23 protein-coding genes are annotated in these 22080 nt (G+C 63.6%); 6 read left to right on the top strand and 17 right to left on the bottom strand.

What is annotated here, in order from left to right; genetic code table 11:
* Positions 1-140 precede the first annotated feature (140 nt).
* From ACMV8A_RS03785 to ACMV8A_RS03755, 7 genes are all read right to left on the bottom strand, one after another.
* Positions 141-578 carry a bacteriohemerythrin gene (locus tag ACMV8A_RS03785; RefSeq protein ID WP_495324410.1) on the bottom strand — a complete coding sequence of 146 codons (438 nt, stop codon included), beginning with the start codon at positions 576-578 and terminating at the stop codon, positions 141-143.
* Positions 579-582: 4 nt separating this feature from the next.
* Positions 583-1149, bottom strand: coding sequence for a hypothetical protein (locus ACMV8A_RS03780; protein WP_495324409.1), 567 nt, complete (start codon positions 1147-1149; stop codon positions 583-585).
* A 5-nt stretch (positions 1150-1154) separates the two neighbouring features.
* The gene (locus tag ACMV8A_RS03775; RefSeq protein ID WP_495324408.1) at positions 1155-1967 is read right to left on the bottom strand and encodes a TorD/DmsD family molecular chaperone; all 813 of its coding nucleotides are present in this window, start codon (positions 1965-1967) and stop codon (positions 1155-1157) included.
* Positions 1968-2036: 69 nt separating this feature from the next.
* Positions 2037-3200, bottom strand: coding sequence for an NrfD/PsrC family molybdoenzyme membrane anchor subunit (nrfD, locus tag ACMV8A_RS03770; RefSeq protein ID WP_495324407.1), 1164 nt, complete (start codon positions 3198-3200; stop codon positions 2037-2039).
* A 22-nt stretch (positions 3201-3222) separates the two neighbouring features.
* Positions 3223-3969: a 4Fe-4S dicluster domain-containing protein gene (locus ACMV8A_RS03765; protein ID WP_495324406.1), complete on the bottom strand. Its 747-nt coding sequence runs from the start codon at positions 3967-3969 to the stop codon at positions 3223-3225.
* A gap of 24 nt (positions 3970-3993) precedes the next feature.
* Entirely contained in the window at positions 3994-6477 is a 2484-nt protein-coding gene (locus ACMV8A_RS03760; protein ID WP_495324405.1) for a molybdopterin-dependent oxidoreductase, read from the bottom strand.
* A 28-nt stretch (positions 6478-6505) separates the two neighbouring features.
* Entirely contained in the window at positions 6506-7672 is a 1167-nt protein-coding gene (locus ACMV8A_RS03755; protein ID WP_495324404.1) for a DUF362 domain-containing protein, read from the bottom strand.
* Positions 7673-7923: 251 nt separating this feature from the next.
* On the opposite strand from ACMV8A_RS03755, the gene ACMV8A_RS03750 reads away from it, so the two are divergent.
* The 5 genes from ACMV8A_RS03750 (at position 7924) to ACMV8A_RS03730 (ending at position 13064) form a co-directional block, all read left to right on the top strand.
* The gene (locus ACMV8A_RS03750; protein WP_495324403.1) at positions 7924-8778 is read left to right on the top strand and encodes a substrate-binding domain-containing protein; all 855 of its coding nucleotides are present in this window, start codon (positions 7924-7926) and stop codon (positions 8776-8778) included.
* Positions 8762-10210: a sensor histidine kinase gene (locus ACMV8A_RS03745; RefSeq protein WP_495324402.1), complete on the top strand. Its 1449-nt coding sequence runs from the start codon at positions 8762-8764 to the stop codon at positions 10208-10210. The genes ACMV8A_RS03750 and ACMV8A_RS03745 overlap by 17 nt, the downstream gene beginning before the upstream one ends.
* Entirely contained in the window at positions 10207-11562 is a 1356-nt protein-coding gene (locus tag ACMV8A_RS03740) for a sigma-54-dependent transcriptional regulator (RefSeq protein WP_495324401.1), read from the top strand. Before ACMV8A_RS03745 ends, ACMV8A_RS03740 begins: the two co-directional genes overlap by 4 nt.
* Before the next feature lie 62 nt (positions 11563-11624).
* Entirely contained in the window at positions 11625-12611 is a 987-nt protein-coding gene (gene moaA / locus ACMV8A_RS03735; protein ID WP_495324400.1) for a GTP 3',8-cyclase MoaA, read from the top strand.
* 21 nt (positions 12612-12632) lie between these two features.
* Entirely contained in the window at positions 12633-13064 is a 432-nt protein-coding gene (locus ACMV8A_RS03730) for a rhodanese-like domain-containing protein (RefSeq protein ID WP_495324399.1), read from the top strand.
* Positions 13065-13351: 287 nt separating this feature from the next.
* Here the strand turns inward: ACMV8A_RS03730 and ACMV8A_RS03725 are convergent, their stop codons facing one another.
* Positions 13352-14347: a porin gene (locus tag ACMV8A_RS03725; protein ID WP_495324398.1), complete on the bottom strand. Its 996-nt coding sequence runs from the start codon at positions 14345-14347 to the stop codon at positions 13352-13354.
* A 374-nt stretch (positions 14348-14721) separates the two neighbouring features.
* On the opposite strand from ACMV8A_RS03725, the gene ACMV8A_RS03720 reads away from it, so the two are divergent.
* Positions 14722-15108: a DUF3579 domain-containing protein gene (locus tag ACMV8A_RS03720; RefSeq protein ID WP_495324397.1), complete on the top strand. Its 387-nt coding sequence runs from the start codon at positions 14722-14724 to the stop codon at positions 15106-15108.
* 162 nt (positions 15109-15270) lie between these two features.
* On the opposite strand, the gene ACMV8A_RS03715 is transcribed toward ACMV8A_RS03720, so the two are convergent.
* The 9 genes from ACMV8A_RS03715 to ACMV8A_RS03675 form a co-directional block, all read right to left on the bottom strand.
* Positions 15271-16524: a hypothetical protein gene (locus tag ACMV8A_RS03715; protein ID WP_495324396.1), complete on the bottom strand. Its 1254-nt coding sequence runs from the start codon at positions 16522-16524 to the stop codon at positions 15271-15273.
* Positions 16525-16534: 10 nt separating this feature from the next.
* Entirely contained in the window at positions 16535-16780 is a 246-nt protein-coding gene (locus ACMV8A_RS03710; RefSeq protein WP_495324395.1) for a thioredoxin family protein, read from the bottom strand.
* A 13-nt stretch (positions 16781-16793) separates the two neighbouring features.
* Positions 16794-17099 carry a hypothetical protein gene (locus ACMV8A_RS03705; RefSeq protein ID WP_495324394.1) on the bottom strand — a complete coding sequence of 102 codons (306 nt, stop codon included), beginning with the start codon at positions 17097-17099 and terminating at the stop codon, positions 16794-16796.
* 10 nt (positions 17100-17109) lie between these two features.
* Positions 17110-18066 (bottom strand): permease, encoded by a 957-nt coding sequence (locus tag ACMV8A_RS03700; protein WP_495324393.1) that lies wholly within the window; start codon positions 18064-18066, stop codon positions 17110-17112.
* A gap of 40 nt (positions 18067-18106) precedes the next feature.
* Positions 18107-19027, bottom strand: a complete 921-nt coding sequence (locus ACMV8A_RS03695; protein ID WP_495324392.1) for a sulfurtransferase — start codon at positions 19025-19027, stop codon at positions 18107-18109.
* 62 nt (positions 19028-19089) lie between these two features.
* Complete coding sequence (arsB, locus tag ACMV8A_RS03690) at positions 19090-20124, bottom strand: ACR3 family arsenite efflux transporter (RefSeq protein WP_495324546.1); 1035 nt, start codon at positions 20122-20124, stop codon at positions 19090-19092.
* A gap of 69 nt (positions 20125-20193) precedes the next feature.
* A complete protein-coding gene (locus tag ACMV8A_RS03685) occupies positions 20194-21120 on the bottom strand; it encodes an MBL fold metallo-hydrolase (RefSeq protein ID WP_495324391.1) in 927 nt (308 codons plus the stop codon).
* A 108-nt stretch (positions 21121-21228) separates the two neighbouring features.
* Positions 21229-21657 (bottom strand): arsenate reductase (thioredoxin), encoded by a 429-nt coding sequence (gene arsC, locus ACMV8A_RS03680; RefSeq protein WP_495324390.1) that lies wholly within the window; start codon positions 21655-21657, stop codon positions 21229-21231.
* A gap of 38 nt (positions 21658-21695) precedes the next feature.
* The gene (locus ACMV8A_RS03675) at positions 21696-22049 is read right to left on the bottom strand and encodes a metalloregulator ArsR/SmtB family transcription factor (RefSeq protein ID WP_495324389.1); all 354 of its coding nucleotides are present in this window, start codon (positions 22047-22049) and stop codon (positions 21696-21698) included.
* Positions 22050-22080 lie beyond the last annotated feature (31 nt).

Raw genomic sequence — 22080 nt, 5'->3', positions numbered from 1 at the left:
GAATATAGACGCGGTTTGGCAATTTTCCATCCCTGCATATGGTGAAGCCGTAATGGCTACGGCGGGAAATATTAAGGGGTGAAGCGGGACATGTTTTACCCCTGCGACTATCGCGTGACACGATAGTTGGTGATCTGCTGTCAGGTGGCTTGATTGCCCCGGCCGGCGGCCAGTGCCATGTTGATGAAGCGGGCGGTGAGGTGATCCATGGTGGCGACGTGGCGTGTCATCCAGCGCACATGTTCATCGAGCAGATGGCGGCGCAGGCGATCATCGTCGTGTCCCTGCCGCCATGCGGCGATGGTCTGGCGGACACCGTGCAGTACCTCTTGATGTTCCCCGGCATGGGCCGGATAGGGCGGAAAGCCGAGCCGGCGCATCAGGTCATCCTCCATGGTGAAATGGGACTCCATGCTGGAAACGAAGGCGGCGAGCGTGGCGTCCAGCTCCGCGGTGTTGTCGGTGCCTTGACTGTGGGCGCTGATTTGTTCCGCCAATTGCTGCAGTAACGCGGCCTCGTGTTCATGGGCGGCCTGCATCTCGGGATACTCCACGGTTTCCAGTTCGAGCATGGTCATCGGTCTATTCCACGGGTGAATTGGTTCGGTCAAATCGTTGCCGCCGCTGCCGCAGCCACCAGGCTAGTGGGGCGGTTAAAAAGGCTGCCAACAGGGCGTATTCCGCGACGGCACGCCAGGTAACGGCTGGCTGGGTTTGGGTAAGGTGGTCGACGATGAAGCCATGTTCGAGCCAGGTGAGTTCCGCTCCATGCCAGTAGCGCATGCGGACCACGGTAAAGTGCCAGCCGGGGCGCGCATGACGGGCAGACGCCACCTGTTCTGCCGGATGACAACTGCTGCAACGCGCCTCCACCAGCTGTTCCCCCAAAGGGCGGGCGGCCAGGCGCTGGCGCTCGGCTTCGAGCCGCAGTGCGGCGTCGCGCTGTTGCTGCTCCGATCGTCTGCGCTCCGCCTCCCGTTCCGCATCGAGGCGGCGCTGTACGGCGGCGAACTCCTCCTCCGTCAGACTGCGCTCCTCCACCTCCTTCTCGTGCATCATTTCGTCGAAGGACATGTCGGCGAGCAGCGGCGCGGGGGCGAGGGGCAGCAGGCCCCACAGCAGCCGTGTCAACAGCGGCAAGGTATGCACGTGGTTCAGGCGTTGCTGGCGACCTTCATGCCTGTGGCAGTGCCTTGCAGGTGTGTGGTGTCGAGCCCCGCCGCCTGCAGGCGCTCGATCATTGCCTGCATGGCCTCGGGGGTTTCGATGCCGGCGACCGTATCGGCGGCGACCGTATCGCCTTCGTGCTGGGCATAGTGCGCATCCAGCCACGCGATATCGTCCTGCACCGCCTGTTGCAGGATGCCGGCCACCGCGCGATAGATGTCGTAACGGGCGTCACGCGCCGCTTCACGGTCCAGGGCCTCCAGCAAGGTGGGCAGCCAGGGGGCGACATAGCGGCCGATGAAGTTGCGTGCGCCGTGCAATGCGGCAGCGGCCATCTCGCTGTTTCCCTCGGTTCCGGCCGTTACAGCCTCAAGCAGAAGATAGGCGATGAATTCCAGTTGCACGCTGATGTGGTCGGGCATGTTGCGGAAGTCATCGCTCTTATCCACGCCGTGTTGCAGATAGAACTCGATCATCTCAGCGGTATGCGCGGCCATCATCGCCTGGTCGAGGTAGACGCCGGCATTGAGGAACACCTTGGCCGGCGGAACCATGAACAGATCGCTGTAGGTGCGCAGCAGGCTGAGGTGATCGGTGGTATGGGTGGTGATGGCTGCTGCCAGCGCGTCGATCCGGGGCGCGGCCGCATAGCCGGCATCGGCGGCAATGGCCCGGAGATCCGTGCTCAGCCAGTCACGAAACGCTTGGTAATCGGCTTCGCTCATGGGCGCCTGCAATGCGCGCGCCAGGCACAGATAGTATTCGGCGCGATTCTGGAGTTGTGCGTTGTTCGGGTGCATGGGGCCTCCGTGGAAAAGGGAGGGCGGGACACGAATGTCCCGCCCCAAGTTCATACAGTTATGGAGTTCTTATTCATTGGGCGTGGCGGCCAGATTGAGTTTCTTCTCGCCGAAGGCGTAGAGCAGCAGGCCGATGGCGGCCGCCAGGATCACCACACCCCATTCCGTCATGGACGGGCTGTACATGATCAGGTCGTCATACCAGGCACCCTTGAACATCGGCACCAGCTGGCCGCCCACCACGTACTCGTAACGGCCGATGAACAACGCCAGGATCACCAGCAGGCCAGCCAGGGTTTGCACCTTGGCATTGGTACGCTGACTGCTCAACATCAGGGCCAGTGGCAGCACCATGCCGAGCCAGATCTCCGCCTGATACCAGAACGAGCCGACGATGTGGCGCATCGGGATGTTGAGTTCCGGGATGTTGGACCACAGGCCGGTGACGGTGCGGGCAATGGTGAACACCAGCACCAGACCCACCGCTAGACCGAAGATCGGCGGCATGTAGCGGGTCATGGCGCGACGCGCGCCCTCCGACATGTTGGACTGGTTCATGCCGTAGTCCAGGTTGATGAACAGCATGATGAAGGCCAGACCGGACAGGGCAGCGGTGATCAGGAAGTACACCGGCACCATGCCGCCGAACCAGAAAGGCCGCATGCCCATCATGCCGAACACCGAGCCCAAGGTGGCGTGGGCGAAGATCACGGTGACGAAGGAGGCGATGCCGACGAATTTGCTCTGGCCGCTACTCCAATCGCCCTTGTTCACCAGCAGGAACTTCCACACCAGGAAGATCGCATAGCTCAGATAGAACAGGCCCATCCACCACATCGGAGAACTTACCGCCATGTTGGTGGGAATGACCCAGATCATGCGCAGCGGATTGCCGATCTCCAGCCCCAGGGCGATGAAGCCGGTGAGCAGGGTGGCGATAGCGCCCCACACGCAGCGCTTGGCGATGGGATAGAAGTCTTTCATCCCGAACACCATGGCCAGCGAGGCGACGAAGGTGAGGCCGGTGGAGGTCAACACAAAGAACACGTAGGTAGCCACTGGCAGGCCCCAGGAGATGTTGCTGTTGGTGTTGAACGATGCATGGCCTTCGGTCAGTAGCCCGATGGCGGCGATGATGCCGAGCACCAGACCAATGGCGCCTGCGCCGATGCGCAGGTTGGAGATGCGCGAGACGCTCTCCGGGAACGGTACTGCTTGGCTTGAATTACTCATGTCGTTAGCTCCCTAGTCGTAATCAGGACTTGACCGGCCGGGTAAAGGCGGGCACCACACCGTGATCGCCGAGGTAGTACACCTGCGGTTTGTTGCCGGTGTGCTCCAAGAGGCGCACGCCGCGCTTGTCGGCGATGAGGCGGTTGACGGTGCTGTTGGGATTGTCCAGGTCACCGAAGTAGCGTGCCTTGGGCGCGCAGGTGCGCACGCAGGCTGGCACGTACTCCTTCAACGCCGGATTATCCTCGTCCAGGTCCGCCACGCCGGCCGGCGCCTTCGATACCTTGTGGTAGCAGAAGGTACACTTGGACACCACGCCCTTGGGCTGGATGCCGACGCCCTTGCTCCAGTCGGAGTTGGGGTTCTGATACGGCGGGCTGTACTGCTGGCCGTCCTGACCCGGATAGACCTTCTTCAGATCCGGTTCGATGAGCGGCTTCTCGTCGGTGTAGAAGCGCACGCCGTAGGGACAGGCGATCATGCAGTACTTGCAGCCGATGCACTTGTTCCAGTCGATGAGCACGAAGCCGTCCTCGGTCTTGTACGTCGCCTTGGTCGGGCAGACGTGCATGCACGACGGATTCTCGCAGTGCTGGCATGGGCGCGGGAACCACTTGATGTTGACGTTGGGATACTTGCCCTCCTTGTAGTAGAGCACGTCCTGCCAGGACTCACCGGGCAGGGTGTTGTTCTCCATGGCGCACGCGGTGCTGCACGCCTGGCAGCCGGTGCACTTTTCCAGGTCGATGACCATTCCCCATTTAGCCATTGTCATTCACTCCTTATCGGTTCGTTAGGCCCGCTCGACGGTGACTGTGCCGGTGTAATAGCAGGCCAGGCCGGAGATGGGATCGGAGACATTTTCGGTGAGGTGGCCGGAGTGGCCCGAGCCGCGGTTCTGCGTCCAGCGCGTAAGCGTGGACCAGTGGCCATGCTCGAACGGCATCACCACGGTGTCGGGGCGCGTGCCCTCGAAGTACTTGCAGTAGGCTTCGATGGAACCGACCGAGGACTTGATCTTCACCTTATCGCCGTTCTTGATGCCGCGCTTACGCGCCGTGTCCGGATGGATCTCCAGATAGACGGTGCGGTTGCCGCCATGCATCGGCTGCTGGTAGGCGATGGCATGCGGCAGGTTGGCACCGCGGCCCTCGGCGTGCATCGCCGTCTTCGGGGTGACGAAGTGCAGATCGCCGCCGCCAGTGTGCTTGGGCGGTACCCACTGGATCAGCCCGATGCGCTCTGCCGGGATACCCAGCTTCTGGCTGAAGTTGTCGGCATGTTTTTCGATGAAGGCGGACTTGAACTCGAATTTTCCGCTGGGGGTCTTGAGCAGCTTGGCCTTGACCTCATCGGCGGACATCTTTTTGTTGTAGCCCTTGCCGTCCCATTCGTAGAAGTCGCCGCGCCACTGGCGCCAGTGATAGGGCTTTTTGTACCAGACGCCTTTTTCCTTCCAGCTCTCGAAGCTGTTCACGCCGTTGTCGCCGGGGTCTTTTTCGAAACCCTTGGCGAGATGGCGCAGCACGTTCTCGGTGCTGTCGATGGCCTTGTAGTAATCGGCCATCGGTCCCTTCATGCGCTTGCCGATCTCGATGAGGATGTCGCCGTAGACCTTGGTGTCGTGCACCGGCTTCACTGCCGGCACGCGCAGCTGCGCCATGGGCCAGCCCTCGAACGGATAGGTGGGCGCATCCTGCAGGCGTTCCAGATAGGTGTGATCGGGCACGATGATGTCGGCATACATCGCCGTTTCCGCGCCGTAGGGCGAGGTGTCGATGACGAATACATCCTTCATCGCCTCTTCCCACACCTGGCCGTTGGGCGCAGTGAAGATCGGATTGGTGAGGTAGAACATTGCCGTGTCGAGCTTGTACGGATCGCCCTTGAGGTGATTCGGCCCCGCCTCCTGCATCATGGTGCCGGCGGTGGGCCAGCGGTCGGTCTTGGCCATGTCGATGCGCGGCTTGCCCTTCCAGGCGCCATTCTTCGCCCAGTCGTCCATGTAGTCGTCGGCGCTCACCGGCATGGAACCGTAGGACGGGCCCATCTGGTAATGCATGCCGCCCTCGGCGAACAGCGCGCCGGACAGGGCGTTCAAGGCATGGATGGCCATGCCGTTGTAGGTGCCGTTGGTGTGCGCGGTGGGGCCGCGCTCCATGATCGCCATGGCCGGACGGGTGCTGCCGAATTCACGCGCCACATCACGGATGTACTTGGCCGGGATGGTGGTGATTTTCTCGGCCCATTCCGGTGTGCGGTCCTTCAGCTCCTCGTTCCACCAGGCCTCCAGCCCGGAGGTCCACTTTTCGGCGAAACTGCCGGCGGGAATGCGCTGGCCGGTCTTGAACTGATTGTTGCCGTCCTTGAAGTCGCCGACGAACTCCTTGTCCCACAGCCCCTCGGTGAGCATGACGTGGGCGATGGCCAGGGCCATGGCGCCGTCAGTGCCGGGCTTGATATACAGCGCGCGGTCGGCGGCGGCGGTGGTGGTGTTGGCGTGCACGTCGATCACGGTCACCCGCGTCTTCGGGCTCTTGGTGCGCATGTGACCCCACATCTGCATCAGGTAGTTGTAGGGGCGGAATGCTTCCAGGAATCCGGCGCCGAAGATCAGCAGGTAGTTGGTGTGGCGGTAGTCGTAGGCGTTGTAGGAGTCGTTACCGTCGGTGGCCTGCTTGGCGCGCTTGGATCCCTCTGAACACATGGAGGCGTGGCCGATGGCGACATTGGGCGAGCCGTACAGCTTGCCGAAGGTGCCCTGCAGGCCGGCGCAGGAGGCGCCCCAGCCGCGGCCGTAGAACAGCGCGAAGCGGTGCGACTCGCCCTTGTCGCGCAGGTTTTGCAGGCGCCCGGCGATGGTGTTCAGCGCTTCGTCCCAGGTAATGGGCACGAAGCCCGGGTCTTCGTTGCGTCCCTTCTTGGGATTGGTGCGCTTCATCGGTCCTTTGAAACGATCAGGATCATAGAGGATGAAGGTGCCGAGATGCCCCTTGGGGCACAGCTTGCCGTTGGCGATGGGGTGGTCGGAGTTGCCGTAGATGGCGTGGACACGACCATTGGTGGTGTACACGTCGATGCCGCAGCGGGCCGGACACTGATGGCAGATGCTCTTGGTGATGGTGGTGGTGCCGCCGCTGGAGGCCGGTGCTGCCTCGGCCTTTTTCAGCGTGGTGAAGGTGCCGGCGGCGCCGAGACCGGCCGCCCCCGCCGCGCCTGCGGCGCCGCTGGCCTGCAGAAAGCGCCGGCGGGTGATCAGTGATTTAAGGATGTCCATCTGACTCCTCCTCTGGTGGTCGTTGTTGTTACAGACTCCGGTGGCCGAACAGGGCGCCGAAGGCACTCTGCGCGAACTGGTGGTTACGCCGGCAGGCAGGACAGGTGTCTCCCTCGCCGGTGAACTCGCTGCCGCACTCCGGACAATTGCGGCGGGAAAATCGGGTGACGACCTGTGCCTGCTCGGGGCGCAGGTTGTTGCCGGCGTCCTCGAGGGTGAGCGCCTCTTCCGGGCACAGGCGGGCACAGGCACCGCAAGCCACACAGGCGGCGGCAAGGAAGGCGATGCCGCCATCCCCGCCCCGTTCGTAGTCGAACAGGGCGCCGGTGGGGCAGGCGGCGACGCAGATGCGATGATCGGCACAGGCGTTGCCCACGCGCAGGGAAGGAAACAGCGCCGCGGGCAGCGGGGTGTCGGGCGCCAGCCGCCGCAGGGCGGCGAGCAGGCGGGAACGCTCCTCCGGCAGGGCGCGCTCGCGCAGCGCCGCCGGCGTGGCGTCGGCGGCGGCCTCGGCCAGGCCCAGGGGACGGAGGTGATCGGCGGTGGCCAGGGTACGGGCGGACACGGCGCCGAGAAAGGCGCGGCGATCGACGCGTTGTTCCACCGCATAGCCCTGCGGTTCTGCTATGCGCTGCGCGGTGGGCAGCGGGGCGGCGTGCAGGTGCGGATGCAGGCTTTCCGGTAGGCCCACGGCGGTGAGCAGGCGCTTGGCCTCAGCCAGGACCGCTGCCGCTGGATGGCTGTCTGCAACTCCGCCGCTGGGGCAGTCGGTGCAGAAGCCGCGGTCCAGTAGCCGGACCGGACGCTTGCCAGCGTCGGCGCAGATCTCCAGTAGCCGTGCCGTACTCAGGCCGCCCAGGCAGGGCAGGCGCAGGCCGTCGCGTGACGAGGCCTTGGCCGGGACGCGCCAGCATTCCAGATCGATGACGGTGGCTTGCGGCGCAGGCGTAACGGCAAAGCCGGGGGTGCGCAGTGCGCCGGTGGGGCAGGCGGCGGCGCAGCGGCCACAGCCGTCGCAGCCTTCCGTCAGGGCCGGGCCGCCCACCCCTAGGCTGAGCTTGCCGCCGGCACAGGCGGTGACGCAGCGGGTACAGCCCACCACCGGAGCACGCAGCGCCAGGCAGGCCGCGGCACGCAGGCCGAGCGGCGCCTCGGGGCGCAGACGGACATAGGGCAGCGGTGCGGAGGCGGTCATGGGTGGCGGTGTTCCCGGTAGTGGGTTGGCTGCACACCCGGTGCAAGAACAGGGCCATGGCCGTGTAAAGGGGGGTTACGGCAGGAAATGCCCGCTCCGCGTTACCAGGGAGTAACGTTGGATGCTATGGTGAGGTTACGGTCAGGTAACGGGCTGCCGTTTGTGTTACCAAATCCGCCCGTTAGCGAGGTCGGCCCGTTCTTTGCGTGGTAGTTCGGTCTGCCTCTTGGCCATGTGAGGGAAAGGTCCGCATGATACGTATGGTTTGCCTGGTGCTGCTGCTCGTCAGCGCGCCCTTGTGGGCGCGCGACGAGACGCCGCTACGCATCGGTCTGACGCCGGTGTTCCTCGATCACCAGACCTCGTTTCTGGAGGAGTGGCGCACCTATCTGGAGGGGAAGCTGAACCGCCCGGTGGTATTTGCCCAACGGTCCAGTTACCGCGGCGTGGTGGAGTTGATGTTGCAGGGCGAGTTGGACTTCGCCTGGCTGTGCGGCTATCCCTACGTGCGCAATCGGACCGACATGACTCTGCTGGCGACGCCGGTCTATCAGGGGGCGCCGCTGTACCGCTCCTATCTCATCGTCCCCGCTGCCGATACCACCACCCGTAGCCTGGCCGATCTGCGTGGCCGCATCTTTGCCTACTCCGATCCGGATTCCAACTCCGGCTATCTGGTCACCCAACATCGCCTGCTGGAGAGTCATCCGGGCACACAGGGATTTTTCCGCCGCACCTTTTTCACCTGGTCGCACCGCAAGGTGGTCGAGGCAGTGGCCGCCAACGTCGCCGACGGCGGCGCCGTGGACGGTTATGTGTGGGATACGCTGGCGCAACTACACCCGGAGCTGACGGCACGTACGCGGGTGGTGGAGCGTTCGGCGTCTTTCGGCTTTCCGCCCATCGTCGCGCGTCAGTCGGTTTCCAGCGCGGATAGGGCGGCGATGCGCGCGGTGTTGCTGGCCATGAACAGTGATGAGCGGGGGCGTGCCCTGCTGGCGCGCCTGAATCTGGATGGTTTCCAGGTCGCCGAGCCGGAGTTGTACCAAGGGATCGAATCCATGATGGCCAAAGTGTTGGGCGGGCGCCGTGCTGCACAACCTTAGCTTTCGCTACAAGGTGCCCATCCGCTCCAGTATCTTGATACTGGTGACGGCATTGCTGGTCACGGTCTCATTGATGTATCGCGCCTACGACGACATGCGCCGCGACCTGCTGTTCAACGCCGAGGGCATGAGCCGCGTACTGGTCCGTACCCTGGTGCCGGCGATGCTGCACGATGATGTGTGGCAGGCCTACGAGGTCATCCATGCCGCCTATCCCATGGCAGGCAGCGCCGCCGCCCTGCAGAACGAATTGATTCTGGTGCTGGACAACACCGGCAACACCTATATCGCCAATCAGCCGACGCGTTTCCCCATGTTGTCGGACCCGGCCGCGGCCGGCGCCGAGTTCGCCCAGCTCAAACGCGCGGCCTTGCGGCACCAGGAGGAAACGCCGACGGTGGTGGATCTGGACCTGGCGGAATACCTCTACCTGGTGATGCCCATCATTTCCGATCGTGTGCGCCTTGGCAGCCTGGTGCTGGGCTTCCCGCGTTCGCTGTTTCTACCGCGCTTTCTCACCATCGCCAAGCGTGCCGCCTGGATGACGCTACTCAGTCTGATGGTGCTGCTGCCCATCACCTGGTATTGGGCAGGGCGCATGGCGCGGCCCATGGTGCAGTTGGCCAACTGCATGGAACAGTTGGGTGAAACCACGCCGGAGCACATGCACTGCGACCTCTATGAGTCGCAGGATGAAATCGGCCGCCTGGGCCAGAGCTTCCGCCGCATGCTGGCGGAACTACAGGAGAAGCAGGCATTGGAGCGGCAGATCGTGGTGGCGGATCGGCTCGGTGCCATCGGCCGCCTGACCTCGTCCATCGCCCACGAAATCAACAACCCGCTCGGCGGCATGCTCAATGCCATCGATACCTTCAAGCGTCACGGCAACTGTGACAACCAGCGTACCCATCGCACCATGTCGCTGCTGGAGCGCGGCCTGCTCCAGATCCGCGACACGGTGGCTGCGCTGCTGGTGGAGGCCAAGGCGGGCAGTCACACCCTGAAGCCGGTGGATATCGAGGACATCCATACCCTGGTAGCGCCGGAGGCGGGGAAAAAATCGGCGCGCATCGAGTGGCACAATGAGCTGGAACATCCCATCGACCTGCCGGCCACGCCGGTACGCCAGACCCTGATCAACCTGTTGCTCAACGCCGTGCATGCGGTGGAGGAGGGTGGCGTCGTGCGCTGTCTGGTATGGGCGGACGACTATCGCCTGCACATGCAGGTAGCCAATGATGGCCGTCATATTCCTGCCGACAAGCTTGAGCACCTGTTCGAGCCGTTCTCGCCGCTGTCGGAGTCCGGTCACGGCCTGGGGCTGTGGGTGTGCTATCAGATCGTGCAGCAGCTGGGCGGCGACATTCATGTGCACAGTGAACCGGAGTACACCGTGTTCACCGTGGCCTTGCCTTACGGAGAGCGAGCGTGAGTAAACTGTGTCTGGTGGAAGATGACGCCATCATGGGCGAGTCCCTGTGTGACCGCTTCGAGCTGGAGGGCTTCGATGTCGACTGGTTCCAGAATGCGCAGGATGCCCTCGACGCCATCGGCCGCATGCCCTATGGTCTGGTGATCAGCGACATCCGCATGCCCGGCATGAGCGGCGAACAGTTGTTCGAGCAGGTGTTGGAGCGCTACGCGCAGCGGCCGCCGTTTCTGTTCATCACCGGTTATGGCGCCATCGACAAGGCCGTGCACCTGCTCAAGCTGGGCGCCGCAGACTACATCACCAAGCCCTTCGATCTGGATCAGCTGGTGCAGAAGGTGCGCGAGTTGAGCGCCGCCGGCGCGCCGGGTGAACAGCTGGACGCAGCGGCCCCGGCCCTGGGTGTCTGCCCGACCATGCGTCACATGGAGGAGTCCCTGCCGCACCTGGCGCAGCGCGCCAGTACTATCCTGCTCACCGGTGAATCCGGTGTGGGCAAGGAGCACGTGGCGCGCCTGATTCACCACTACGGCAGCGGCGATGCCGCGCCCTTCGTGGCGGTGAACTGCGGCGCCCTCACCGAATCCCTGCTGGAGGCCGAGCTGTTCGGCTATGAGAAGGGTGCCTTCACCGGAGCCATGCGCACCAAGAAGGGCGTGTTCGAGCTGGCGCACGGTGGCACGCTGTTGCTGGATGAGATCGGCGAGATGCCGCTGGCCATGCAGGTGCGCCTGCTGCGTGCCATCCAGGAGCGTACGGTGGTGCGCGTCGGTGGCGAACAGCCGATTCGGGTGGAGCTGCGCCTGATCTGCGCCACCAACCGCGATCTCAAATGCATGGCGGAGCAGGGGCAGTTCCGTGAGGACCTCTACTACCGCGTGAATGTGATTCATCTGCGCATTCCGCCGCTGCGCGAGCGTAAGGAGGATGTGTTGTGGTTCGCGCGCCGCTTCCTGCAGGAGTTCACTGCCGCCCACCCCGGCGAGGGCAAGGTGCTGCACCCCGACGCCGAACGGGCGATGCTGGATTATCCCTGGCCGGGCAATATCCGCGAGCTGCGCCACGCCCTGGAGCGGGCCTGCATCCTCACCCGCGGCGAGATACTGATGCCGCAGGATCTGTTCGAGGGCGCCATCGAGGAACCAGCGCCGGCGCCGTTGCCCGGGGAGCCTGCCTGCGATGAGCTGGGGCAATACATGCGCGCGTGCGAACGCGCCTATATCCTGCGCGCGCTGGATGCCCATCAGTGGCAGATCGGCAATACCGCCACCTATCTCGGCATCAGCCGGAAGAATCTGTGGGAAAAGATGAAGAAGTACGCCATCCAGGCGGAGACAGGGGACGATGAGGTCTGAGGCATGACCCAGCGGCACCGATCTTGCTTGTGTTTTGGCAGGCAATCACCGCGAGAACAGCCATGCAAGCGCTGACCGACAACTTTGGCCGCCGCATCACCTATCTGCGCCTGTCGCTGACCGACCACTGCAACCTGCGCTGCCGCTATTGCATGCCGGAGGAGGCGCATGGCAGCGGCCGGGCCGGTCAGCTGACGCAGGAGGAGACGGTGCGCCTGATCGGACTGTTCGCCCGCCTGGGTGTGGACAAGGTCCGGCTGACCGGCGGCGAGCCTCTGCTGCGTCGTGATTTGGTAACACTGGCCGGCGCCATCGCCGCGCTGCCCGGGGTGCGCGACCTGTCCCTGTCCACCAATGCGCTGCTGCTGGAAAAGAATGCGGCGGGGTTGGCCGCGGCTGGCGTCCGGCGCCTCAATGTTTCCCTCGACTCCCTGCAGGCGGATCGTTTTGCCGAGATAACCGGTGGCGGCGACCTGGCGAGCGTACTGCGCGGTATCGAGGCCGCGCGGGCCGCCGGCATGACGCCCATCAAGCTCAACATGGTGGCGCTGGCCGGCATCAACGACGATGAAATCACTGCCATGGCCGAGTTTGCCCAGACACGCGGTCTGGAGCTGCGCTACATCGAAACCATGCCGGTGGGCAGCCAAGGCGAGTGGAGCATGCGTCACCATCTGCCCGCCGAGCAGATCATGGTGCGGCTGCAACGCCACTACGGCACCGACCTGCTGCCGCAGCATGAAGGCGCGGGCGGCCCGGCGCGCATGTACCGCATCGGCGCCACGGGGCCACGTATCGGCGTCATCTCCGCTGTGTCGCGCCACTTCTGCGCCACCTGCAACCGCGTCCGCCTCACCGCCGCGGGCGATCTGGTACTCTGTCTGGGCAACGAAAACAGCGTGTCGCTGCGCGAGCCGCTGCGGGCCGGGATGAACGACGAGAGTTTGTGTGAATTGATTCGCGCCGCCATCCTGCATAAGCCGGAACGGCATGACTTCAATGCTCCCCAGGTGGCGCCGCTGCGGCCGATGCACGCGCTGGGTGGCTGAAACAACCAACAAGGAAACATGATGCCTACTCCACAACACCTCGGCGAGCTGACGCCGCGCCAGGCCTGGCAGATGCTGCAGGATGATCCGCGCGCGGTACTGGTCGACATCCGCTCCGCCATGGAGTTTCTGTTCGTCGGCCATCCGGCCGGCGCGGTACACATCGCCTGGATCGACGAACCGGACTGGACCGTGAACCCCCACTTCGTCACCGAGGTGCGCAAGCTGCTGCTCGGCGGCGTGGTGTGCGACGGCGAGGAGGGTTGCGCCCCGGTGATTCTGATCTGCCGCAGCGGCAAGCGCTCCAAGGAGGCGGGCAAGGCGTTGCTGGAGGCCGGTCTGAAGAACGTCTATCACGTCGACAGCGGTTTCGAAGGCGAGCTGGACGAACATCACCATCGCAGCACGGTAAATGGCTGGCGTCACGACGGCTTGCCGTGGGAGCAGTGCTGAACGCAAGCACCCGCGCCCTTGAGGCTCGACGCAATAGATAGGTAGTCACGTAGGCCCACCCCCTTCCCTTATGGTTCCCACGCTGAGCGTGGGAACTCCTCCCCGGTCGCTCCGCGTCCACCACGCCCGCGCGGCAATCTGGTTTGTTCAAACGACAAAATTCAACGAGGCATAAAAAAACCGGTATGAACTTGCGTTCGTACCGGTAAGGGCCCACGGAGGGGTGGGGTGCAAAGCAAAAAATTCCGGCCCGGCAATGGCGCCGGACCGGCGTTCCAAGGAGACGTTTAGAAGTCGTAGACGAAGCCGAGGGAGAAGCCCGACGGATCCTTGCCTGGCGCCGCGGCGCCGGGATTGGCGCCATGCCCCCAATTGAACGGATGAGCGCTGGCGCCGGCACTGTTGTCCACCTTGGCATAGGCGGCGTAGACCGTGGCGTTCTTGAACAGCGGATAGTCGTAGCCCACCGCCAGCATGGTGGCCTTGTCATCTGCGCCGCTCAGGCCCTCATCGGCACTGGAATACTGAATTTTCGCCGTACCGCTGCCGGCCTTCATGGCCGCGCCGACGGTGAAGATGTTGCGGTCCGCGCCATCCACGCCGTCCTCGTTCTTGTTCTGTACCACCATGGCCTTGATGTCGGCGATACCGAAGTCGTAACCGGCGCTCACGGCGATGACGGACGCAGCTTCTCCGCCGCCAAATACTGCTTTGCCAAATCCCAGCCAGGTCGCGCCCAGGGCCAGTTTGTCGATGTTGAAGGTGACGCGCACGCCGTTGGCACTGCCGTCCTTGGTGCCCTGCTCCAGCACATGGGTCAGCGCGATGGTGGCGTTACCGAGGGCCGGGGAGACGTAGTGCAGCGCATTGTTGGCGCGACCGGGCCAGGCGGCGCCGGTGAAATTGCCGGCGTCACCGATCTGATCGGCGAACAGGTTGGCGTCGTATACGTACTGGTTGGCCGCAGGCAGGCGACCGGCGAGGAAGGTGCCGAAATCACCCTGCAGGCCGAGGAAGCTGTCGCGGGTGGTGCCCCATGCGGTGGTATCTTCCATGGTAACGCCACCTTCCAGCTGGAACATGCCGGTGAGCCCGTTGCCGAAGTCAGTGGAACCACGCACACCGAAGCGCGAGGAATTACTGGACAGGTAGCTGCTGCTGGTATCGCCATCGTTCAGGCTGTCCACCGACAGATGTACCTTGCCGTAGATGCCGACGTCGGCACTGGCAGCAAAGGGAAGCAGTGCGGCGGCGACGGCCAGTGACGTGATGGTTCTGTTCATCTTAATCCCCCCAAAAAATTTGTGCAGGCTAAGGTGCCCGGAGCGTTGCATGCAGGTGGTGGTTAGCGGGTGGCGTAGTCGACGCATTCCGCAGCCGTTGCATGTCCCAGAACCATGGCAATTTGCGGGCCAGGAGAGACGAGTGAATAGAATCAACAACTTGATTGTGGGATGTGCGGATAATACCGATGTGGTGTGTTACCGCGTTGTGACCTCGCCTGTAGCCGAAACATTACCTGCCGGTAACGGCAACAGGCGGATAGGGTCACAAGGCTGCATGTTAATGAAGCAATGCTGTGTGGCCTGATTCATGCAGTGGATGTGTTCGCCGCATCGGGCGGCGACATCTACGTAATGGGAGCCTGCACGCGATTATGAGTAGCGCAGAAACATGTTTGATTGAGGGACAGGCGCATGCATGCAATGTGGTACACGCCGCTGGCCAGCGCCAGGATGCACGACACGGTACGTGCGCGATAGCGAGGCGCGGCGCCATCATCAAAGGGGTTACCGGTGCGGGACAGGTGTTTCGTCCCAGCGACTGGGCGCAGCGCATGGCGGCCGCGGCGACGGTGAACTGCAATTACTGCGGCAGCCGCGGCGAGGGACGTTACAACCCCCATGTGCGGGTGTTGCATGTGGATGGTGTGACCTGTCTGTGGCTGGCGGACGCGTTGCTGGAGATCGATGCGCCGCTGCATGCATTCATCATGCGTTTCGCGTTGGACAATCACCTCAAGGTGATCGAGGCGACCAGCTAAGGAAGGTCTGAATAAGTCCATCCTAAATTTCTCAGCCCACGCGCATCGAAAAGTGTGATTTTCGATTTGCTTCATTTTCCAACGACATATCATCGTTGGAAAATGGCGGCACATCCCTGTGCCGCGGAAGCTCTGAACTTATTCAGAGCTTTCCTAACAGATTTATCCAGCAGTCACGCACACCGTGGCGAAGCCGCCCCCGGGGGTGCGGAAGTTGGTGGTCTGGCCGCGATAGAGGCGGGCGGCGATGAGCTGGATGGTGCCGTCGTAGACGTAGCAGCGCACGTCGGCTTTCAGCTCCACCACCTCGTTGTCCACCACTGCGTGGCGCAAGGACGGCGCCACCATCTCCTGCGCCACATAATCCTCGTGCAGCAGTTTCTCGAACACCGTGCGCGTCAGCTTGGCGCCCTCGTAGGCGCCATGGCTGCCGTAGGCCGCCACCGGTTTGAAGAACAGGCGGCGGCGGTTGCGCCACAGTTCCTCGGCCAGTGCTGGCGTGACGCGCCGGGTCGGCGGCACGTGGGCGGTGATCTGCGCAATGTCCTGTGCCGGCGCGCCCAGGGCTGCCAATAATGCCGCATCGGACAAGCGCGCCAGATGGCGCTTGTCGGCGTAGAGCGCGTGACTGCGCGGGTGCGGTGTCAGCAGTACCCGGCCGGCGAGATACGCCGTGCGCAGGGCGGAAAGGTGCGGCGCCTCCAGATAGAAATCGGTCAGGCGGTTGTAGATCAGATCGATGGGGGCGCCGTTCACGGCGAGGCCGCTCGCTCCGGCCGCCAGGTCACGCGGGCCGCAGATCACCGCCTCGATGCCGGCACGGCCGAACAGCTCGACGAAGCGCAGGAACTCCGGGAACAGATATTGCTGTTGCGGATTTTCATCGACGATGGCGATGCGGCGCAACGGCTGCTCGCCATGCACCTGACGCCATTCGCGCAGAAAGCTGTCGAGGATCGCCTGTTCCGCCGCTGCCGCTTCCTGGGCCGGAATGACGCCGTGCAATTCGCGGCAGCAGGAATTCTGTGCCGCCAGTAGAGCGGTGCTGATGAGCGCGCCGCCGGCGTTGCTGTTGATCTCGATGAGTTGCGGCCGATCGGCGCCGAGGTGGAAGTCGTAGCCGTACAGCACACCGGGATGGCCGGGGTTGAAGGCGGCGATGGCCGGTGCCTCCGCCAGGGCCTGTGCCTGCCAGTCCGGCAGGGCGGCGATGCGCTGGATGGCGGCAATGGTGTCACGCATGGCCTCGTAGGCACCCTGCGCAATATACAGCGGTGCCGCCGCCACGCGCGGAAAATCCGTATCGACCTTCAATTCCTGTTGCGGGCACAGGCAGAAACGGTTCAGACGCGAGGCGACGCGCACGGTACTGGCGGCGCCGGTGATCGGGGTGAGATCGTGGGGCAGGGCAGCCATGATGGCTTGGTTAGCTCGATGAGTTGGTCAGCCAGGATTCCACCTGTTTGCGGTCTGGCACGCCGCCGGCATGTATCACCTTGCCGTCGATGACGACGCCAGGAGTGGACATCACGCCATAACCCATAATCTGGCCGATATCCTCGATCTTCTCAAGCTGGATCGCGATACTTTTTTCTTCCGCCGTCCTGCGGATCAGTTCGTAGGTGGTCTGGCAGTTGCGGCAGCCGGTACCGAGTACCTTGATGTTTTTCATGTGTATCTCCTGGTTAGCAGCAGGACTGGCCGTTCTTGGTGGTGGAGCAGCCGCAGCTTTGCGCCGGTGCCGCCGCGATACTGAAGGTGGGTCGCACCTGGGAGGCATTTTCGTCGAAGGCGGCATCCAGTTTCTGCGCCGCCTCATCGCGGATGTGGCGCGCAATCTCGATCACGGCATTGAGCTGGTGTTCGGGCACCTTCATGTCACGCAGGCGTTGCAGCTGGCACTGGCCCATGGCCGGGTGGTTGGCGGCGATACCGGCGGCCAGCGATACCATGGCGACGATGGAGGAATGCAGTGGCGGTTGTTCGGTCATGGCATGTCCCTCAGGTAAACAGATTGAAGCCCCAGCCGACCAGCATGAAGGCGATGGCCAGGACGCCAGAGAAGGCCGCCAGGCCCGGCCACTTGATCACCTTGCGCAGGATGATCAGTTCCGGCAACGACAGGGCGGCGATGCTCATCATGAAGGCCAGGGTGGTGCCGATGGCAACGCCCTTGCCCAGCATGGCCTCGGCCACCGGGATCACGCCGGTGGCATTGGAATAGAGGGGCACGCCGAGCAATACGGCGCCGGGTACGGCCCACCAGTTGTCCTTGCCGCCTAGGTGTTCGGTGACCCAGCCCTCGGGCACGTAGCCGTGGAACAGCGCACCGACGGCGATACCGGCCACCACCCACTTCCACAACCGGCCGACGATCTCCTTCACCTCGTTCCAGGCGTAGCGGTGCCGCCCGGCCAGTGAGGTGTCGGGCTCCGGCAGCGCCACCTGGCCCATGTGGATCTTCCACACGTAATCCTCCACCCAGCGCTCCGGCTTGAAACGTTCCATGATCATGCCGCCGGCGTAGGCCACGGTGAGGCCGGCCGCCACATACATCAGGGTCAGTTCCCAGCCGAGGATGCCGATGAGGAGTACCACGGCCACCTCGTTGATCATCGGCGAGGCGATGAGGAAGGAGAAGGTGACGCCAAGGGGGATGCCGGCCTCGACGAAGCCGATGAACAGCGGTACCGAGGAGCAGGAACAGAACGGTGTGATGGCACCCAAAGTGACGGCGGAGCTGCGCGCCATCCACTTCGGCTTGCCGCGCACGTAATCGCGCACCTTCTCCGGCGACAGCAGCGCGCGCAGCAGGCCCATCACGTAGATGATGATCGCCAGCATGACGAAGATCTTCACCGTGTCCATGACGAAGAAGTGCACGGCGGCGCCCAGATGGCTGGCGGGGTCGAGGCCCATCCACCGGTAGACGACGAGATTGGCCAAGGCATCAAACATGGGGCATTCCGTCTACGGTCAGCATCAGAATGGTCAATATTTACAGCGCGTATTCCGCGTCGTAGGGTTCTTCACCCATCACCGTCGGCAAGGTCAGCTCGTTGCCCCAGTGCGACCAGCCGCCGTTGTACAGACGCACGTCCTTGTAGCCCAGGCTCTTCAGCTGCATCCAGGCCAGGCCCATGCGGAAGCCGTCGTGGCAGTAGACGTACACGGTACTGTCCTTGGGGATGGATTGGTACATGGCCGCCAGGCGCTCCGCGTCGTGCCACTTCTGGCTCTGGGCGTCGGTGCCGTCCAGACTGACGATATTGATGGCGCCGGGGATGTGGCCGCCCTGGATGGAGTGGCGGATCACCTCACCGGTATACATGTCGTGCGGGCGCGCATCGAGCAGCACCACTTTGGCATCGCGGCGCGATACTACGTCGTCATACACGTTGCTCCATTCCACGTACAGCCTCTTGTCGGCCTCCTTGAGGGTGACATTGCCGGGCTTGCGCTTGACCGGTTCGGTGGACAGTTCGTTGAACGCGCTCCACTCGCCGGTGCCGCCGTCTAGTACCTTCACGCGTTGCATGTCGTAGCCGTACAGGGCGAGCAGGTAGTACAGGCGCGAGGCCAGGGCGGTGCGCGAATCGTCGTAGATGACGATGAGTGAGTCGTTGTTCACGCCCCAGCTGCGCAGGGTGGCCTGGAAGGTGGCCTTGGAGGGGAAGCGCATGATGGGTGAACCGTGGTTGTCGCCCAGATCCTTGAAGCGCTGTACCTGCACAGCACCCTCGATGTGTCCCACGGTGTAGTAGCGGTGCGGGTGATAGCGCACTTCAAGCACCACGGTCTTGGGGTCGTTGATGTGTTGCTCCAGCCAGGCGGCATCAACCAGGAAGTCGCGCGCGTGGACCGCATGGGCGCTGATGAGCAGGCTGAGCGCCAGCAGGAGTTTGGGCAGAATATGCATGTAAGGTTCTCCGTTATAGGGGGTGTGAGATTCACACTAGGTAGATGATGTTGCCAGCTGTTTCATTCCGCCCGCTGTGGCCGTTCGTACCAATCCTTGCTGGCATTGACGATCTTCACCACCGACAGCATCACCGGCACCTCGATGAGCACGCCGACCACGGTGGCGAGCGCGGCGCCGGAATGGAAGCCGAACAGGGCGATGGCAGCGGCAACCGCCAGCTCGAAGAAATTGCTGGCGCCGATCAGCGCCGACGGGCCGGCCACGCAGTGCGCCACCTTAAACTGGCGGTTGAGCAGATAGGCGAGTCCCGAGTTGAAATACACCTGGATCAGGATCGGCACCGCCAGCATGGCGATGACGAGCGGCTGCGCCAGAATTTGCTCGCCCTGGAAGCCGAACAGCAGCACCAGGGTAGCGAGCAGGGCGACAAGAGAGATGGGGTGCATGCGCTTGAGCAGCGCATCCAGGGCCTGCTGGCCACCGTGCTGCAGCACGCGCCGGCGCCACCACTGGGCGAACAGCACCGGAATGACGATGTACAGCAGCACCGACAGCAGCAGCGTGCTCCACGGCACGGTGATGGAGGCGAGGCCCAGCAGCAGGCCGACGATGGGGGCGAAGGCGAACACCATGATGGTGTCGTTGAGCGCCACCTGGGTCAGGGTGAAATGCGGCTCGCCCTTGGTGAGGTGACTCCACACGAACACCATCGCCGTGCAAGGCGCGGCGGCGAGGATGATCAGGCCGGCGATGTAGCTGTCATGCTGATCGGCGGGCAGCGCGTCGGCGAACACGCCGCGGATGAAGAACCAGGCCAGCAGCGCCATGGAGAAGGGCTTCACCGCCCAATTGATGAACAGCGTGACGCCGATGCCGCGCCAGTGCTCCTTCACGTGCGACAGGGCAGTGAAGTCGATCTTAAGCAGCATCGGGATGATCATCAGCCAGATCAGCACTGCCACCGGCAGGTTGACCTGGGCCACCTCCAGAGCGCCGATGAAATGAAACGGCGCAGCGAAGAAATGGCCCAGTGAGATGCCGGCGATGATGCACAGGAACACCCACAGCGTCAGATAGCGCTCGAAAAAACCCATCGGACTGCCGGCGGCCTTCTTGGCGGTGGTTTCGCACTGTGCGGACATGTGGTCTCCTCAAACCAAAAGTTATCGTTGTTCGAATTCGACATAGGTACGGCTGATGTTGGTGCGGTGCCAGCCGTCGTAGTGTTCCAGGTGCTGGAACTGCGGCGCCTTGCCCAGCCGTTGCACCACTTCATCCAGTGGCTCCCACGCCGCCACCGCCGCGCCGATTTCGTCGGTGAGGAAGTCCAGGTAATCGCCGGTGTCACGCCGTGCCTTGGCCATGTCGCATACGCCACCGTGACCGGGCACCACCTTCTCGGCGCCGAGCTGTTCCAGCGCGCGGAAGGCATCGCGCCAGGCGGCGGTGCGGGTGCCGGGCAGCACGCCGAGCATGCGGTCGACGTAGACCAGGTCGCCGGTGAAGACGATCTTGTCCTGCGGCAGCCACAGCGCGGCATCGCCAGCGAAGTGGCCGTCGCCGAACCAATGCAATTCAAACGTCACGCCGCCGAGGGTGAAGGTCTCATGGTCGCCGGCCAGCGGCGCCGGGGCGTGGTAGGGTTCGGTGCCTGTAAAGCGATCCCGCAACGTCTCCTGCAGGGCCGCCATCTGTTGGGCGGCAAAGGTACGCTGGCCCTGCACAGTGCGTTCTAGGGCGATCACCTCGGCGCCGCGCCGGGCGAACCAACCATTGCCCAGCCAGCGATGATCCTGAATGCCGACGTTGATCACCCAGCGTACCGGCTGCCTGGTTATCCTGGCGATGGTTTGTTCGATGAGCTGCGCACCGCTGTTGGACGCGCCGGAGTCGATCAGCACCACGCCGGCATCGGTGACCACGAAGCCGACATTGTTGTTGAGGCCGTAGTTGTCATAGGTGCGCGGCCCGATGGGGCCGACCAGCGCCCAGACCCGTTCATTCAATTGCACTGTCTGCAAGGCAAAATCGCCAGCAAAGGCCGGCAGCGACAGACTCAACAGCAACAGGGCACGGAACAATTGGTTCATCTCCTGCTTAATAAAGCAGCCTGCCGCAGAGACGCGGAGGCGCAGAGTAAAGACAAATGTCGAACACACATCACTCTGCATCTCTGCGGCAAGGGCTGAAATATTTATTCACGCCCTAGTCAACTCATCCACCAGTGCGCGCACGCGGTCGCGGATATCGTCGCGGGCGGCGCGGAACACGGCCATGATCTCCTCTTCCGTGCCGGTGGCCTTGGCCGGGTCGTTGAGCGGCCAGTGGATCTTGCGGATGGAGGCGGGCAGGGCCGGGCAGTGTTCGTCGGCGTGGCCGCAGACGGTGACCACCACGTCGGCGGCGTCGATCATCGCCTGGGTCACCTTGGTGGACTCCTGGCCGGAGATGTCGATGCCGGCCTCGGCCATCACCTTGATGGCGCGCGGGTTCTTGCCGTGGGCCTCGATGCCGGCGGACTGCACCTCGATGCGGCCGGCGCCGAAGTGTTTGCCCCAGCCTTCGGCGATTTGCGAGCGGCAGGAGTTGCCGGTGCAGAGGAACAGCAGGTTGAGTTTCTTGCTCATGGTTGGATCCGTGGATTGTGTTGTTGAAGGAAGCGGTGTCAGGCGCAGCAGACGGCGCCGGGCCGGTTGGGCATATCCGCCAGGGCCTGCCGATCGGCGGCATAGGGTGCCTGGTCGGCGACACCTTCCGCAGTGATGCGCAGCACCTCCTGCGCCCAGGTGGGCAGCTCGGTGTGCAGGCGGTAGTACACCCACAGGCCCTGGCGGCGGTCGCTGACGATGCCGGCCTCGCGCAGCTGGGCCAGGTGGCGGGAAATCTTCGGCTGGATCTCGCCCAGGGCATGGGTCAGCTCACACACACACAGCTCGCCCTCGGCGTGCAGCAGCAGCAGGCAGCGCAGGCGGGTAGGGTCGGCGAGGGCGCGGAACAGGGACTCGGTGCTCAGTGACATGGGCCAAAACATACGCCTGTCCGTATATATG

This window comes from Sulfurivermis sp. (assembly GCF_059410345.1).
This window is presented reverse-complemented; position numbering and strand designations above follow the sequence as displayed.

What these genes read in the sequence shown, in the direction of transcription:
- ACMV8A_RS03785 (WP_495324410.1), bottom strand. Translation starts at nt 578, where the DNA reads ATGACCATGCTCGAACTGGAAACCGTGGAGTATCCCGAGATGCAGGCC.
- ACMV8A_RS03775 (WP_495324408.1), bottom strand. Translation starts at nt 1,967, where the DNA reads ATGCACCCGAACAACGCACAACTCCAGAATCGCGCCGAATACTATCTG.
- nrfD (WP_495324407.1), bottom strand. Translation starts at nt 3,200, where the DNA reads ATGAGTAATTCAAGCCAAGCAGTACCGTTCCCGGAGAGCGTCTCGCGC.
- ACMV8A_RS03765 (WP_495324406.1), bottom strand. Translation starts at nt 3,969, where the DNA reads ATGGCTAAATGGGGAATGGTCATCGACCTGGAAAAGTGCACCGGCTGC.
- ACMV8A_RS03760 (WP_495324405.1), bottom strand. Translation starts at nt 6,477, where the DNA reads ATGGACATCCTTAAATCACTGATCACCCGCCGGCGCTTTCTGCAGGCC.
- ACMV8A_RS03755 (WP_495324404.1), bottom strand. Translation starts at nt 7,672, where the DNA reads ATGACCGCCTCCGCACCGCTGCCCTATGTCCGTCTGCGCCCCGAGGCG.
- ACMV8A_RS03750 (WP_495324403.1), top strand. Translation starts at nt 7,924, where the DNA reads ATGATACGTATGGTTTGCCTGGTGCTGCTGCTCGTCAGCGCGCCCTTG.
- moaA (WP_495324400.1), top strand. Translation starts at nt 11,625, where the DNA reads ATGCAAGCGCTGACCGACAACTTTGGCCGCCGCATCACCTATCTGCGC.
- ACMV8A_RS03730 (WP_495324399.1), top strand. Translation starts at nt 12,633, where the DNA reads ATGCCTACTCCACAACACCTCGGCGAGCTGACGCCGCGCCAGGCCTGG.
- ACMV8A_RS03725 (WP_495324398.1), bottom strand. Translation starts at nt 14,347, where the DNA reads ATGAACAGAACCATCACGTCACTGGCCGTCGCCGCCGCACTGCTTCCC.
- ACMV8A_RS03720 (WP_495324397.1), top strand. Translation starts at nt 14,722, where the DNA reads ATGAGTAGCGCAGAAACATGTTTGATTGAGGGACAGGCGCATGCATGC.
- ACMV8A_RS03715 (WP_495324396.1), bottom strand. Translation starts at nt 16,524, where the DNA reads ATGGCTGCCCTGCCCCACGATCTCACCCCGATCACCGGCGCCGCCAGT.
- ACMV8A_RS03710 (WP_495324395.1), bottom strand. Translation starts at nt 16,780, where the DNA reads ATGAAAAACATCAAGGTACTCGGTACCGGCTGCCGCAACTGCCAGACC.
- ACMV8A_RS03705 (WP_495324394.1), bottom strand. Translation starts at nt 17,099, where the DNA reads ATGACCGAACAACCGCCACTGCATTCCTCCATCGTCGCCATGGTATCG.
- ACMV8A_RS03700 (WP_495324393.1), bottom strand. Translation starts at nt 18,066, where the DNA reads ATGTTTGATGCCTTGGCCAATCTCGTCGTCTACCGGTGGATGGGCCTC.
- ACMV8A_RS03695 (WP_495324392.1), bottom strand. Translation starts at nt 19,027, where the DNA reads ATGCATATTCTGCCCAAACTCCTGCTGGCGCTCAGCCTGCTCATCAGC.
- arsB (WP_495324546.1), bottom strand. Translation starts at nt 20,124, where the DNA reads ATGGGTTTTTTCGAGCGCTATCTGACGCTGTGGGTGTTCCTGTGCATC.
- ACMV8A_RS03685 (WP_495324391.1), bottom strand. Translation starts at nt 21,120, where the DNA reads ATGAACCAATTGTTCCGTGCCCTGTTGCTGTTGAGTCTGTCGCTGCCG.
- arsC (WP_495324390.1), bottom strand. Translation starts at nt 21,657, where the DNA reads ATGAGCAAGAAACTCAACCTGCTGTTCCTCTGCACCGGCAACTCCTGC.
- ACMV8A_RS03675 (WP_495324389.1), bottom strand. Translation starts at nt 22,049, where the DNA reads ATGTCACTGAGCACCGAGTCCCTGTTCCGCGCCCTCGCCGACCCTACC.